The 14110-nt window shown below is 69.9% G+C and carries 10 protein-coding genes and 1 pseudogene; 6 read left to right on the top strand and 5 right to left on the bottom strand.

Annotated elements, in window-relative coordinates; genetic code table 11:
- Positions 1–144: 144 nt before the first annotated feature.
- A complete protein-coding gene (locus tag ACFVXA_RS06675; protein WP_384018331.1) occupies positions 145–1707 on the bottom strand; it encodes a hypothetical protein in 1563 nt (520 codons plus the stop codon).
- 194 nt (positions 1708–1901) lie between these two features.
- Here ACFVXA_RS06675 and ACFVXA_RS06670 point away from each other — a divergent pair.
- From ACFVXA_RS06670 to ACFVXA_RS06660, 3 genes and pseudogenes are all read left to right on the top strand, one after another.
- Positions 1902–2099 (top strand): annotated as a pseudogene (locus ACFVXA_RS06670) (hypothetical protein); the annotation flags it as partial.
- Between the two features lie 28 nt (positions 2100–2127).
- Entirely contained in the window at positions 2128–2508 is a 381-nt protein-coding gene (locus tag ACFVXA_RS06665; RefSeq protein WP_390024032.1) for a hypothetical protein, read from the top strand.
- Between the two features lie 49 nt (positions 2509–2557).
- The gene (locus tag ACFVXA_RS06660; RefSeq protein ID WP_390024030.1) at positions 2558–2902 is read left to right on the top strand and encodes a hypothetical protein; all 345 of its coding nucleotides are present in this window, start codon (positions 2558–2560) and stop codon (positions 2900–2902) included.
- Between the two features lie 45 nt (positions 2903–2947).
- On the opposite strand, the gene ACFVXA_RS06655 is transcribed toward ACFVXA_RS06660, so the two are convergent.
- From ACFVXA_RS06655 to ACFVXA_RS06640, 4 genes are read right to left on the bottom strand one after another with little or no spacing between them, the layout of a single operon-like run.
- Entirely contained in the window at positions 2948–3718 is a 771-nt protein-coding gene (locus tag ACFVXA_RS06655) for a succinate dehydrogenase/fumarate reductase iron-sulfur subunit (protein ID WP_362029453.1), read from the bottom strand.
- Positions 3715–5661 (bottom strand): fumarate reductase/succinate dehydrogenase flavoprotein subunit, encoded by a 1947-nt coding sequence (locus tag ACFVXA_RS06650; RefSeq protein WP_390024028.1) that lies wholly within the window; start codon positions 5659–5661, stop codon positions 3715–3717. The genes ACFVXA_RS06655 and ACFVXA_RS06650 overlap by 4 nt, the downstream gene beginning before the upstream one ends.
- Positions 5662–5678: 17 nt before the next feature.
- Positions 5679–6500 carry a hypothetical protein gene (locus ACFVXA_RS06645; protein ID WP_362029459.1) on the bottom strand — a complete coding sequence of 274 codons (822 nt, stop codon included), beginning with the start codon at positions 6498–6500 and terminating at the stop codon, positions 5679–5681.
- Positions 6501–6519: 19 nt separating this feature from the next.
- On the bottom strand, positions 6520–6810 hold the full coding sequence (locus ACFVXA_RS06640; protein ID WP_383742334.1) for a hypothetical protein: 291 nt from the start codon (positions 6808–6810) through the stop codon (positions 6520–6522).
- A gap of 618 nt (positions 6811–7428) precedes the next feature.
- Between ACFVXA_RS06640 and ACFVXA_RS06635 the strand changes: the two genes are divergently transcribed.
- The 3 genes from ACFVXA_RS06635 to ACFVXA_RS06625 all read left to right on the top strand — a co-directional run bounded on the left by ACFVXA_RS06635 (position 7429) and on the right by ACFVXA_RS06625 (position 14066).
- Entirely contained in the window at positions 7429–9672 is a 2244-nt protein-coding gene (locus ACFVXA_RS06635) for an ABC transporter family substrate-binding protein (RefSeq protein ID WP_390024026.1), read from the top strand.
- Between the two features lie 190 nt (positions 9673–9862).
- Positions 9863–11770: a translational GTPase TypA gene (gene typA / locus ACFVXA_RS06630; RefSeq protein WP_362029468.1), complete on the top strand. Its 1908-nt coding sequence runs from the start codon at positions 9863–9865 to the stop codon at positions 11768–11770.
- Positions 11771–12440: 670 nt separating this feature from the next.
- Entirely contained in the window at positions 12441–14066 is a 1626-nt protein-coding gene (locus tag ACFVXA_RS06625; protein ID WP_362029471.1) for an ABC transporter substrate-binding protein, read from the top strand.
- The last annotated feature ends 44 nt before the right edge of the window (positions 14067–14110 follow it).

Below are 14110 nucleotides of genomic sequence, written 5' to 3'. Positions count from 1 at the left end.
GTGAGCCTGCTCTGAAGGTGAGCCTGCTCTGAGGGATGGCCTTGCCCGCCCCGCTACCCCCGCCCGTTCCGTACCCGGGGGCTGCCCCCCGTCCTGTATCCGGGGGCTGCCTCCACCCGTCCCGTATCCGGGGCGAAGGAGTCCTCAGTCGGGCGGCAGCGCCCGTCGCCCCCGCGTTCGGGGCCCGCCGAAGCTCGCGGCGGCGCCGCCCGGCAGGAGGATCCCGCCCAGCAGGGCACCGCCCGCCCCCTCGTCCTCCCCGGACGGATGCCCGTACGTCCGTACATCCCGCTCGGCCAGCTCCCGCCCCTGCCGGGCGAGCGCGTCGGCCGGCCCCATCTCGCAGAGGTCGAGCCGGCGTCCGGCCTCCGCCAGCCGCGTGCGGGCAGCACTGCCCACCGCCCCGCGATGCGTCGTGACGAAACCCGTCGCGACGGCGAGAGCACTGCGGGTCGGAAGCAGGGCCTGGTCGAGGAGTTCACGGGCACGCTCGTCGGAGGGGGAACCGCCCTGCGCGTCGGCGAGCACCGCCCCCGCCTCGGCGACGCGGCGCAGGACGTCCAGGGGGTCGTGCGGCCCGCCGGCCATGTCCCGGCGCACGCCGGCGAGCAGCGACTCGGCGTGCGCGACATGGCCGGGCAGCTCACCGACGCGTTCCGCCGCCGACAGCCGGTGGGCCTCGGCGAGGTCGGTCTCCACTCCGGCCAGTGCGGTGGGCAACCGCTCGGCGGCGGAGACCAGTTCGGCCGCGAGCCGGTCGACGCCCTCCATGAAGACGCCGGCCTGGTCCACGGCGGCTTCCGCCGCGCGCAGACACGCGGCCGCCTCTCCGTCGGCGCCCCGGTCGAGGGCCTGCCGAGCCCGGTTGAGATGGAAGGTGGCGAACACGAGGCGGTCCTTGGCGTGTTCGACGTGGCCCGCGACCGGGAAGGACGCGGAGGGCGCGTACCGCTTGTGCAGGTCGCCGAGGGTCGTCTCGGTGGCCGGGGCGCGCGCGGCGAGCTCCCGGAAACGGGTCTCCGCGTGGTCCAGTGCGGCGGCCGTGTTCCGTTCCAGGGCGCGCAGCAGGTCGAAGCCGGCCGCCTCCGAGTCCAGCCGCCGTCCCGCCTCCGTGCAGCGCAGGACGATCTCCTCCAGCATGCCCCGGGCGTCCTGCGGGGCCGCCTCGTCGAGCCGCTGCCGCAGCCGGAAGGCCGCCGCGAGTTCGGACTTCGCGTACGCCAGGGCATCCGCGTACGGCTTGACCGCCGCCTGGCCGAACTGGGCGGCGACACAACCGAGTTCCTCGGCACTGGTCCGAACGCAGTCGTCGATCTCGACCAGTGACGTCCCGGTCCGCCGGTCGAGTTCGTGGACCGGTTCGACGCGCGGGCCGGAGCCGCCCGGTGTCGTACGCGTCCTCGCCCGGCGCGTCCGTCGCACGGACGCGTACGCCGCCAGTACCACCGCGGCGCCCACCGCGACGACGGGCAGCGCGAGATCCCCGGCGGACGTCCCGCCCTGGCCGGGGTCGGCGGTGGTGTGCTTGGCCGCCGCCACCGTCTCGTCGACGCGCGCCACGGTCATCGGGTCCCGGGCCCCCATCCCCGCCAGCGGCAGCACCAGCCACCCCACCGCCACCAGCCCGCCGAGCACGACATGCGCCACCCGCACGGCTATGTGGGACGTGGCTCGGCGCGACCGGTTCCGGCTCTGGGGCGACGTCACATTTGGGAGCGTATGACCCCGCGCACGCCGACGCGACCGGGCGTGCGCCGAGATGGGGCCGCCCAAGGTACGGGGGATACGGGGCCGTACGGGAGGGGCACGGGGGATGGAAACAGGGCGCACGCATTCCGCCTCCGGGGGCAGCGCGGGGATACCGGGGCGGGTGCCGGAAGCCCGGGCGACGGACACGGGGGATGGGTCTGCCGTTCTTCCACGAGACCGCAGGGGGCCACTACGCATCCGCGGAGACGGTCGCGGCGGCCGTGCGCGGCACCCGCCTCGGCCTCTCCCGCACGGACCGCACCCGCGAGCGTTTCGGCGTCGCGCTGTACGTCGACTTCGCCGCCATGGAAGCGGACTGGACCGCCTATCGGGAGGGCTGGGTCCGATGACGGCACCCGGGCCGGAGCGGGGGAGGGCGTGCCATCATCTGAGCACGGCATGCCGTTCCCGGCACGCCTCGGGAGTGGGGGACTGATGCACTACTCGTACATGGCGGTGGCGGGCGTGGGGGCTCTGCTCGCACTGGCGGGAGCAGGTGTCGCCGCGATCACGACGGGCCGGCTGCCACCGCTCGGCAGCGGCTCCGTCCTGCGGCCGGCCCTGTGGGGGTACGGGGCGGTGCTGAGCGCCGTGGGCCTGGCGCTGTTCCTGTTCCTCGGCCCGCTCCACGGCCCCGACATCGGCATGGCGCCCTACGCGCTCACCGGCACGGCCGTCGCCCTGTTCGGCTCGGCCTTCCAGATCGCGTCCCGCCGTCCCGGCCGCCCGGTCCCGCGGACACCGGCGGACGAGCGATGACGAAGAGACGAGCGATGACGGAGAGAACGGCGATGACGGCGGACGAGCGATGACGGCCGACTGGCGCTTCGGGCTGGGGCTGGCCGAGGGCGTGGCCCTCGGCCTGGCCGCCGCCGTCGGAACGGCCGCCGTACGTGACGGCCGGCTGCCGAGGTGGGTGCGGGCGCGGGGCCAGGTCGTCCGGCCCCGGCTGTGGGGCCGAGCGCTCCTGCTGCTGACGGCGTCCGTCGCGCTGCAGTCGCTGACCCTGGCCGTGCTGGGCCCCGGCCCCCTCCAGTTCGCCGGCGCCCTGGTGAGCGGCGCCGGACTGATCACCAGCTGTGTGCTGGGGCTCCGCGCCAGCCGCGACCGCCGCCGCGGCCCCTCCACTCCTCCTGGCTCTCCCGCCTCCTGATCCTCCTCACTCCATCCTCCTGGCTCTCCCGCCCCCCTGATACCCCTAGCTCTCCCGCCTCCTGATCTTCGACCCCAGCCACACCAGCGGGTCGTACTTGCGGTCAACGGCCCTTTCCTTCAAGGGGATCAGCGCGTTGTCCGTGATGTGAATGCCTTCCGGGCAGACCTCCGTGCAGCACTTGGTGATGTTGCAGTAGCCGAGGCCGTGCTCCTCCTGGGCGGTGCGCTTGCGGTCGAGGCCGGACTCGGCGGCGGCGTCCAGGGGGTGCATGTCCAGCTCCGCCACCCGCATCAGGAAACGCGGGCCCGCGAAGGCCGGCTTGTTCTCCTCGTGATCGCGGACGACATGGCAGGTGTCCTGGCACAGGAAGCACTCGATGCATTTGCGGAACTCCTGCGAGCGGTCGACGTCCTCCTGCTGCATCCGGTACTCCCCGGGCCCCAGACCGGCGGGCGGCACGAAGGCTGGTACCTCGCGCGCCTTCGCGTAGTTGAAGCCGACGTCCGTGACGAGATCCCGTACGACCGGGAAGGCGCGCAGCGGAGTGACGGTGATCGTCTCCTCCCGCGTGAACACCGACATCCGCGTCATGCACATCAGCCGGGGCCGCCCGTTGATCTCCGCCGAACACGAACCGCACTTGCCCGCCTTGCAGTTCCAGCGCACGGCCAGGTCGGGCGCCTGCGTCGCCTGGAGGCGGTGGACGATGTCGAGCACCACCTCGCCGTCGTTCACCTCGACCTTGAAGTCCTCCAGGCCGCCGCCCTTCACATCCCCGCGCCACACCTTGAAGCGGGCCTCATAGCTGCTCACTCGTACAGCTCCTCTTCGGCGAGGTACTTGACCAGCTCCTCCTTCTCGAAGAGGGCGAGCAGGTCGGGGCGGATGGGTTCGGTGGTCTCTCGTACGAGGTCGATCTGGCCCGCGACGGGGTCGGTGGCCGCCAAGCCGCCTGTCGGGTCGGTCAGTTGGCACAGCAGGTTGATACGGCGCCAGGCCCGCTCCATCGTGGGGTGGTCCTCACGGGTGTGGCCGCCGCGCGATTCCGTACGCTCCAGGGCCGCCCGTGCCACGCATTCGCTGACCAGCAGCATGTTGCGCAGGTCGAGGGCGAGGTGCCAGCCGGGGTTGAACTGCCGGTGGCCTTCGACTCCCGCCCTGCGTGCCCGTACGCGCAGGTCCGCAAGCTTTTCCAGGGCCTGTTCCATCTCCGCCTCGCGGCGGATGATGCCGACCAGGTCGTTCATGGCCTGCTGGAGTTCCTGGTGGAGGGTGTACGGGTTCTCGGGCGGGCGCCCGTTCTCCGCGCCCGGTTCCGGACCCTCCGCGGAGAAGGGCCGGAGTGCCTCGGCCGCCGCCGTGTCGACCTGGATCTCTTCCACGGCGGGGCGGTCCTCGGCGAGGCCGGCCGCGTACTCGGCCGCGTGCAGCCCGGCCCGCCGCCCGAAGACCAGCAGGTCGGAGAGGGAGTTGCCGCCGAGCCTGTTGGAGCCGTGCATGCCGCCCGCGACCTCACCGGCCGCGAAGAGACCCGGTACGCCGCGTGCCGCCGCCGTGTCCGAGTCGACCGCGATGCCGCCCATCACGTAGTGACAGGTCGGGCCGACCTCCATCGCCTCCGCCGTGATGTCGACGTCCGCCAGCTCCTTGAACTGGTGGTACATGGAGGGGAGCCGGCGCCGGATGACATCGGCGGGCATCCGCGTGGACACGTCCAGGAAGACACCGCCGTGCGGCGAACCGCGTCCCGCCTTCACCTCGGAGTTGATGGCCCGCGCCACCTCGTCGCGGGGCAGCAGTTCGGGGGGACGCCGGTTGTGGTCCGGGTCCTCGTACCAGCGGTCGCCCTCCTCCTCGGACTGCGCGTACTTCTCCTTGAAGACGTCCGGGATGTAGTCGAACATGAACCGTTTGCCCTCGGAGTTCCTGAGCACCCCGCCGTCACCCCGCACGGACTCGGTGACCAGGATCCCCTTCACCGACGGCGGCCAGACCATGCCCGTCGGATGGAACTGCACGAACTCCATGTTCAGCAGCGGCGCCCCGGCAAGGAGCGCGAGCGCGTGCCCGTCACCGGTGTACTCCCACGAGTTCGACGTCACCTTGAAGGACTTGCCGATGCCGCCGGTGGCGATGACGACAGAGGGCGCTTCGAGCACGAAGAAGCGCCCGGACTCGCGCTCGTAGCAGAAGACCCCGCAGACGCGGCCGCCGTCGTCCTTCAAGACCCGTGTGACGGTGCACTCCTGATACACCTTCAGCCGGGACTCGTAGCCGCCCGTCTCCTTCATGTCCTCCTGCTGGAGGGAGACGATCTTCTGCTGGAGGGTCCGGATGAGCTCGAGCCCGGTCCGGTCGCCCACGTGCGCGAGCCGCGGATACTCGTGACCGCCGAAGTTGCGCTGCGAAATCCGCCCGTCCTTCGTGCGGTCGAAGAGGGCGCCCCAGGTCTCCAACTCCCATACCCGGTCGGGTGCTTCGCGGGCGTGCAGCTCGGCCATCCGCCACTGGTTGAGGAACTTCCCGCCGCGCATGGTGTCGCGGAAGTGGACCTGCCAGTTGTCGCCGGAGTTGACGTTGCCCATGGCGGCCGCGATGCCGCCCTCGGCCATCACGGTGTGCGCCTTGCCGAACAGCGACTTGCAGATCACGGCCGTACGGGCGCCGCGCTCCCGCGCCTCGATGGCGGCACGCAGTCCGGCGCCCCCGGCCCCGACCACGACGACGTCCCACTCCTGCCGATCGACCACGGACATCAGAAGGCCCCACTCACTCAGAAGAAGCGCGGATCGGCGAAGGCGCCGGACGCGACCAGGTACACGTAGAAGTCGGCGAGTGCCACGCTCACCAAGGACGCCCAGGCGAGCAGCATGTGACGGGCGTTCAGCCTGCCGACCCACTGCCACATCCGGTACCGCACCGGGTGCTTGGAGAAGTGCTTCAGCTTCCCGCCGACGATGTGCCGGCAGGAGTGGCAGGAGAGGGTGTACGCCCAGATCAGCGTGATGTTGACCAGGAAGACCAGGGTGCCGAGCCCCATATGGCCCCACCGGTAGTGCTCGTCGCGGAAGGACAGCACGGTGTCGTACGTGAGAATCCCGGCGACGACGATCGCCGCGTAGAAGAAGTACCGGTGGATGTTCTGGAGCACCAGCGGGAAGCGGGTCTCACCCGTGTACTTCTTGTGCGGCTCGGCGACCGCGCAGGCGGGCGGGCTCGCCCAGAAGCCGCGATAGTAGGCCTTGCGGTAGTAGTAGCAGGTCAGCCGGAAGCCGAGCGGGAAGATCAGGATGATGATGGCGGGGGAGATGCCCCACCAGCTCCCGAAGAGGTCCGCGTTCGGTCCGGCGTGCATGGTTCTGCACCGCTCCGCCAGACAGGGCGAGTAGAACGGCGAGACGTACGGCGCCGCGTAGTAGTCCGTGTCCGCGAAGGCCCGCCACGTCGAGTACACGACGAAGGCCAGCAGCCCGGCCGCCGTGACGGCGGGCGCCAGCCACCAGCGGTCCGTCCGCAGATGCGGGGCGGCGATCGCGGCGCGCGTACCGGTGCGTACGCCGCCGCTGTTCAGATGGGGTTCCGTACCAGTGGCCAACTCATGACTCCGGTCGGGTTCAGGGGGCGTGGCGGTCGCGGGCGCCGAGTCCCTCGTCGTCCGAGTCCGTCCACAGGGAGCTGTCGTAGGGGGTGTCGGGGATGGAGACCAGGTCGGGCCGGCGTGTCCCCGCCAGGCCTGGGGCGGCCTCGCGCAGCAGCGCGACGCTCTCGCGCAGGTGGTCTGCGTCGGTACGCACCCGGCGTATCTCCAGGCCGCCGCCGCCCATCTGCTGCTCCAGGCGGCCCAGCGACCTGTGCAGGTCGTCGAGGCAGCGCTGGACTGATGTCAGATCGTCGTGCACGGACATGACTTGCCCTCACTTCCGCGGACGCTGTGGTCCAAGGCGGCAACGTTCATGCGCCTGCGAGTGTTGCGCGTCACACCTACCGGTGGGAACCCGTGTGCACGGATTGGGGGCTCGCACGACCGAGAACGCGCCCCTCGCACGCGGGTGACACAGCCCGTCCGGCGTTTGAGCACGAGCCCGCTCAGGCCGTTTCAGCCCGTCCGGCGTCCGAGGACGAGCCCGCTCAGGCCGTTTCAGCCCGTCCGGCGTTTGAGGACGATCCCGCTCAGGCCGTTTCAGCCCGTCCGGCGTTTGAGGACGAGGCCGTTCAGGCCGAAGGCGGGGGTCTGGGGGCGGCAGCCCCCAGGAACAAGGGACGGGTAGGGGCGGAGGGGGCGAAGAAACTCCGGAGAGCGGCCCCGGCCGCCGGAGGGGGCAAAAAGCTCAGGAGAGCGGCCCCCGCCGCCGGGGGCATTGCGCCGCACGGGTGGGGTTCGCGGCCACCCCGCCGTGTCGCCGCCCGGAGACGACACCGCTCCCCTTCAGTGGGCGCATACATCTGATCAGCTCCATATACCGCCAAACGTGATCAGAGCCGACCCCGCCCCCTAGCGGAGCGGTGACCCGGAGGTACCAGTGATGTCCCACGACGGCGTCGGACTGCGCGCGGTGATGCGCTCGGTCGCGTTCCTCACCGCGGGCGCGCTCGCGGTACCCGCCCTCTCCGCCTGCAGCGCCGACGAGGAGGCGAGCAAGCCCCTCGCCGCGCAGGACATCGCGCCCGCGTCCCGTGACCTGATCGCCGACGGCGGCACCCTGCGCTGGGCGGTGGACGCCGTACCGGAGACGCTGAACACGTTCCAGGCGGACGCCGACGCCGCGACGTCCCGCGTCGCCGGTGCCGTACTGCCGTCGATGTTCCGGCTCGACGCGAACGGCCGCCCGCAGGAGAACCACGACTTCCTGGAGTCCGCGAAGGTCATCGAGAGCGAGCCCAAGCAGGTCGTGCTCTACAAGCTCAACCAGCAGGCGGTCTGGAGCGACGGCCGCGAGATCGGCGCCGCCGACTTCGCCGCCCAGTGGCGCGCCCTGTCCGGCAAGGACTCCGCGTACTGGACGGCCCGCAACGCCGGCTACGACCGTATCGAGAAGATCGAACGCGGCAAGAACGACCTGGAGGTCAGGGTCACCTTCAGCCGTCCGTACGCCGACTGGAAGTCGCTGTTCTCGCCGCTGTACCCGAAGGACGTCATGGGCACCCCGGACACCTTCAACGACGGGGCGAGACGGAAGCTGAAGGTCACCGCCGGGCCCTTCGCGCTGCAGACGGTGGACCACAAGAGCGGCGAGGTCGTCCTCACCCGCAACCCGCGCTGGTGGGGCCGCCCCACCAAGCTGGCCGAGATCGATCTGCTGGCCGTCCCCCGCGACCAGCGCGCCGCCGCGCTCGCCGCCGACCGGCTCGACCTGGCCGAGATCGACCCCCCCGAGGCCGAGCGGATCACGCTCGCGGCCCGCGACAAGGGCAGCACCCCGCTCCAGGGCGCCAGTGCTTCGGCCACTCCCGCAACGGCATCGCCCTCCTCGGCCGCCGCGCACGGCTCCGACGGCGCGGCCGCCGACGACAAGAAGCAGGCGCGCGAGAAGAAGGGGAGCAAGGCGCCCGCGGGCGTCCCCGACCAGCAGTCCGCGCTGGGCGCTTTCGTGGTCCGCAAGTCCCTGGAACCCGCCTTCACCCAGCTCGCCCTCAACGGCTCCGAGGGCCCGCTCGCCGACGAGCGCGTGCGCCGCGCCGTGGCCCGCGCCCTCAACCGCCAGGAACTCGCCCAGGTGGTGCTCAAGCCGCTGGGCCTGCCCGCCGAGCCGGTCGGCAGCCACCTCGCCCTCGCCGGCCAGCAGGCCTACGCCGACGGCAGCGGCGCCCTCGGCGGCCAGGACACCGCCGAGGCGCAGGCGCTGCTCGCCGACGCCGGATGGGTGCCCGGAGGGCCGGTCAAGGAACAGAAGAAGACGGAGAAGGCGGCCGGGTCCAAGGGCAAGAAGGCGTCCGAGGACTCCGACGACGACGGGACGTACATCGTCGGCGAGGACAACAAGCCCTCCGACGCCGACCGGGAGAAGAAGGACCCCAGGGACCACTCGGAGAAGCACTCCGAGAAGCACTCCGATCCGCACAAGGAGCAGCAGAAGCACGCGGACGAGCAGGCCGGCAAGCACCTGGACGGGAAGCAGTTCGTCAAGCACGGCGGGGCGTCGGGGGCGTACGCGCCCAAGGGCACGGCCGCGCCCGCGGGTGCGGCGGCGGCCGCCGCGGCGCTCGCCAAGGACGGCAAGCCGCTGACGCTCCGCTTCGTGCTGCCCTCGGGGCCCGGCTCCGAGCCGCTGCGCGCCGTCGCCGACCGCATCTCGCAGATGCTGCAGCGCATCGGCATCCGTACCGAGGTGTCCAAGGTCTCGGACGACAGTTACTTCAAGGACCACATTGCCTCGGGTCAGTACGACCTGGCGCTGTACTCCTGGCCCGCGTCCGCCTTCCCCGCCACCGACGCACGGCCGATCTACGCGAAGCCGGTGCCGGGGGCGGACGGCTCGCTGACCGTCGAGCAGAACTACACGCGCGTCGGGACCGACCAGGTCGATCAACTGTTCGATCAGGCTATCGCCGAGCTGGACGAGGACGAGGCGCGGGCGCTGATGCGCAAGGCAGACGCCCGGATCTGGGCCGCCGCCGGCTCCATTCCCCTCTACCAGCGCCCTCAGCTCACCGCCGCCCGCGCCAACCTCGCCAACACCGGCTCCTTCGGCTTCCAGACCCCGGTCTACGAGGACATGGGCTTCCTGAAGAAGGGCGCCAAGCCTTCGGCGACCCCGTCGCAGCACTGACCTGCTACGACGACGGCCGGCGGCGGGGCGGGCATGATCGCGGCCGCGGCGGCCGTCCGGGGCTGCGGAGGTCGGGTCCGGCTGGGCCACGTACCATGGGGTAAGGCCGTGGCGTGTCCAGCCCGGCAGGGTCCGCGTAGCACTGACGTACGCGCAGGCCGTCCACTCACTCCGGGAGAAGCGCCTCAATATGGCCACGCGCCACGACATCCGCAACGTTGCCATCGTCGCCCACGTCGACCACGGCAAGACCACTCTGGTCGACGCCATGCTCAAGCAGGCCGGTGCCTTCGCCGCGCACGCCGCCGAGTCGCTCGACGACCGCATGATGGACTCGAACGACCTGGAGCGTGAGAAGGGCATCACGATCCTGGCCAAGAACACGGCCGTGAAGTACCACCCGAAGGATGGTGGTGAGGCCATCACCATCAACATCATCGACACCCCGGGCCACGCCGACTTCGGCGGCGAGGTCGAGCGCGGTCTGTCGATGGTGGACGCGGTCGTCCTCCTCGTCGACGCCTCCGAGGGCCCGCTGCCCCAGACCCGCTTCGTGCTGCGCAAGGCGCTGCAGGCCCGCCTGCCCGTCATCCTGTGCATCAACAAGACGGACCGCCCCGACTCGCGCATCGACGAGGTCGTGAACGAGGCGTACGACCTCTTCCTCGACCTCGACGCCGACGAGGACCAGATCGAGTTCCCGATCGTCTACGCGTGCGCGCGTGACGGCGTCGCCTCGCTGACCAAGCCGGAGGACGGCACGGTCCCGCAGGACAGCGACAGCCTGGAGCCGTTCTTCACCACGATCCTGGAGTCCGTCCCGGCGCCGTCGTACGACGAGTCCGCCCCGCTCCAGGCGCACGTCACCAACCTGGACGCCGACAACTTCCTCGGCCGTATCGCGCTGCTCCGCGTCGAGCAGGGCGAGCTGCGCAAGGGCCAGACCGTCACGTGGATCAAGCGCGACGGCACGATGTCCAACGTCCGCATCACCGAGCTGCTGATGACCGAGGCGCTCACCCGCAAGCCCGCCGAGGTGGCGGGCCCCGGTGACATCTGCGCCGTCGCCGGTATCCCGGAGATCATGATCGGCGAGACCCTTGCCGACCCCGAGAACCCGATCGCGCTGCCGCTGATCACGGTGGACGAGCCGGCGATCTCGATGACGATCGGTACGAACACCTCGCCGCTGGTCGGCCGTGGTGGCACCGGCAAGGGCGCGGACGCCAAGGCCGCGGTCAAGGACCGCAAGGTCACCGCCCGCCAGGTCAAGGACCGTCTCGACCGCGAGCTGGTCGGTAACGTCTCCCTCCGCGTGCTCGACACCGAGCGCCCGGACGCCTGGGAGGTCCAGGGCCGTGGTGAGCTCGCGCTCGCCATCCTGGTCGAGCAGATGCGCCGCGAGGGCTTCGAGCTGACCATCGGCAAGCCGCAGGTGGTCACCCAGGTGATCGACGGCAAGGTCCACGAGCCGGTCGAGCGCATGACGATCGACGTCCCCGAGGAGCACATGGGCGCGGTCACGCAGCTCATGGGCGTCCGCAAGGGCCGCATGGACAACATGTCGAACCACGGCTCGGGCTGGGTCCGTCTGGAGTTCGTCGTTCCCTCCCGCGGCCTCATCGGCTTCCGGACCGAGTTCCTGACCGGCACGCGCGGCACGGGCATCGCCCACTCCATCCACGAGGGCCACGAGCCGTGGTTCGGCACGCTGACGACCCGTAACAACGGCTCGCTGGTCGCCGACCGCGCCGGCGCCGTCACCGCCTTCGCGATGACGAACCTCCAGGAGCGCGGTGTGCTGTTCACCGACCCCGGCACCGAGGTGTACGAGGGCATGATCGTCGGCGAGAACTCGCGTGCCGACGACATGGACGTGAACATCACCAAGGAGAAGAAGCTCACGAACATGCGGTCGTCCTCGGCCGACTCCTTCGAGGCGATCGTCCCGCCGCGCAAGCTCTCCCTGGAGCAGTCCCTCGAGTTCTGCCGCGACGACGAGTGCGTCGAGGTGACCCCGGAGGCCGTGCGCATCCGCAAGGTCGTCCTCGACCAGAAGGAGCGCGGTCGCACCGCCAGCCGCGCCAAGCACGGCTGACCTCACCGTTCCACAGCCGTTTCGGGCACCTCGCATTCGCGGGGTGCCCGTTCTGTTTGTGCGGGCGCGGCCGAGAGGATAGGGAAAACCCTTGATTACGCAGGAGCAGTCGTCCAAGTTGGCTGAATCGCACTACCCTGCACTGCACATGGAGCCCGGCCGCGCAGCACGCCCCGGTGTCGTTGTCGCACCGTCAGGGGCGTAGGCGCTCGATCGCCGAACGGCTCTGCGGTGCAAGTACGTTGACCGTGTGAGGGGCAGTCGCCGCCCCCGCGGGTCCGGGCCTGGTGGGCACGCCGACGGGACCCCCGCACGGCGCTCACGGTAGCCGCAACTGGTTTTCCCACCCCTTGCGTCCGCAATGCGGACAGTCGGACCCGATAGATGTGTAACAAGTCCGTTTCGCAGGGATCTTTCAGCAAACCCTTTGTCCGGATTTTGGAAGAAGTGGGCGACAGGTGTGATCGAACCGAGACCTTGTGAGTGTGGTCGGGCTCTGGCCCATGGCAGATAGTTAGGCGCGTAGAGCTCGGACTCAACGGGCCAAACGCCTTCAGGTGGCGTCGGCTCGCGAGCGCAGGGGGCACCAGCACTTTCTCCGTCCGAAGTGTCGGCAGTGTGACTAGTGCTCCCTTTTGCGGTGAACCAATGGACTCATGAGGAGGAACCCATGCGCGGTGCCAAGAGCGCCAAGTGGGTCGCGATAGCCGCGGTTGTGGCGCTGGGAGCGACCGCCTGTGGTGGTGGCGGTGGCGACAAGGGCAGCGGCAGTAAGGCCGCCATCGACCCGGCCGGTAAGTTCTCGGTCGAGGTGGGCGAGCCGCAGAACCCGCTGCAGCCGGCCAACACCATGGAGTCCAACGGCAGTATCGTCGTCAAGTCCCTCTTCTCGCAGCTCGTGAGCTACGACGAGAAGGGCAACATCGTCTACGTGAACGCCAAGTCGGTGGACACGAAGGACAACAAGACCTACACGGTCAAGCTGAAGTCGGGCTGGAAGTTCCACGACGGGACCCCGGTGACCGCCGACTCCTACGTCAAGGCGTGGAACTGGGCCGCGGCCCCGGCGAACAAGCAGACCAACAGCTTCTGGTTCTCCGACATCGCGGGCTACGACGACGTCGCCCCGGCGAAGGGCAAGCCGAAGGCCACGAGCATGTCCGGCCTGAAGGTGGTCGACGACAACACCTTCACCATCACGCTCACCAAGGCGATCCCGTACTACGTCTACAAGCTCGGCTACGAGGTCTTCTCGCCGCTGCCGGAGTCCTTCTACAAGGACCCGAAGGCCGCGGGCGAGCACCCGATCGGCAACGGCCCGTACAAGTTCGTCAGCTGGCAGCACAAGAAGCAGATCGAAGTCACCAAGTTCGACGGCTACCAGGGTCCGGACAAGGCCAAGAACGGCGGTGTGGTCTTCAAGAACTACACCAGCCTGGAGACGGCCTACGAGGACCTGAAGTCGGGCAACGTCGACGTCCTGCGCCAGATCGCCCCGAAGGACCTGCCGGTCTACAAGGCGGACCTCGGCAGCCGTGCCGTGGACAAGGCGTACTCGGCGATCCAGACCATCACGCCGGCCTTTTACACCAAGCAGTGGAAGGACATCGACCCGAAGGTCCTGCAGGGCCTGTCGATGGCGATCGACCGCAACACCATCACCAAGACGGTGCTCCAGGGCACCCGTGAGCCCGCCACCGGCTGGGTCGCCAAGGGCGTCCTCGGCTACACGCCGAACGCCGGCGGCGACGTCTTCACGTACAACCCGACCAAGGCCAAGGCGCTCATCAAGGAGGGTGGTGGCGTTCCGGGCAACGCCATCTCCATCCAGTACAACGCGGACGGTGGCCACAAGGAGTGGGTGGAGGCGGTCTGCAACTCGATCACCAACGCCACCGGTGTCAAGTGCACCGGCGACTCCAAGGCCGACTTCCAGGCCGACCTCAACGCGCGTGACGCCCAGCAGGTCAAGTCCATGTACCGCAGTGGCTGGGTGCTGGACTTCCCGATGAACGCCAACTTCATCCGTGACCTGTTCGGCAGCAAGTCGGACGGCAACCAGAGCGGCTTCTCGAACAAGAAGATCGACTCCGAGATCGACGCTGCCGACACCGCCAGCTCCCTCGCGGACTCCGAGAAGAAGTACCAGGAGATCGAGAAGCAGCTCGTCAACTACATGCCGAGCATTCCGCTCTGGTACTACAAGGTCAACGCGGGCTACTCGGACAAGGTCACCGGCGTCGCGTACGCCCAGGACGGCGACCCGATCCTGACCGGCGTTCAGGTCAAGAAGTAACCGCAATCAGCCCGTGATCCCGGGTGCGGCGCCGCCTCGTGCGC

The sequence above is a fragment of the Streptomyces sp. NPDC058246 genome (assembly GCF_042881985.1).
Classification (GTDB): Bacteria; Actinomycetota; Actinomycetes; order Streptomycetales; family Streptomycetaceae; genus Streptomyces.
Note: the sequence above shows the minus strand (reverse complement) of the source record. Positions and strands in the feature narration are given on the sequence as shown.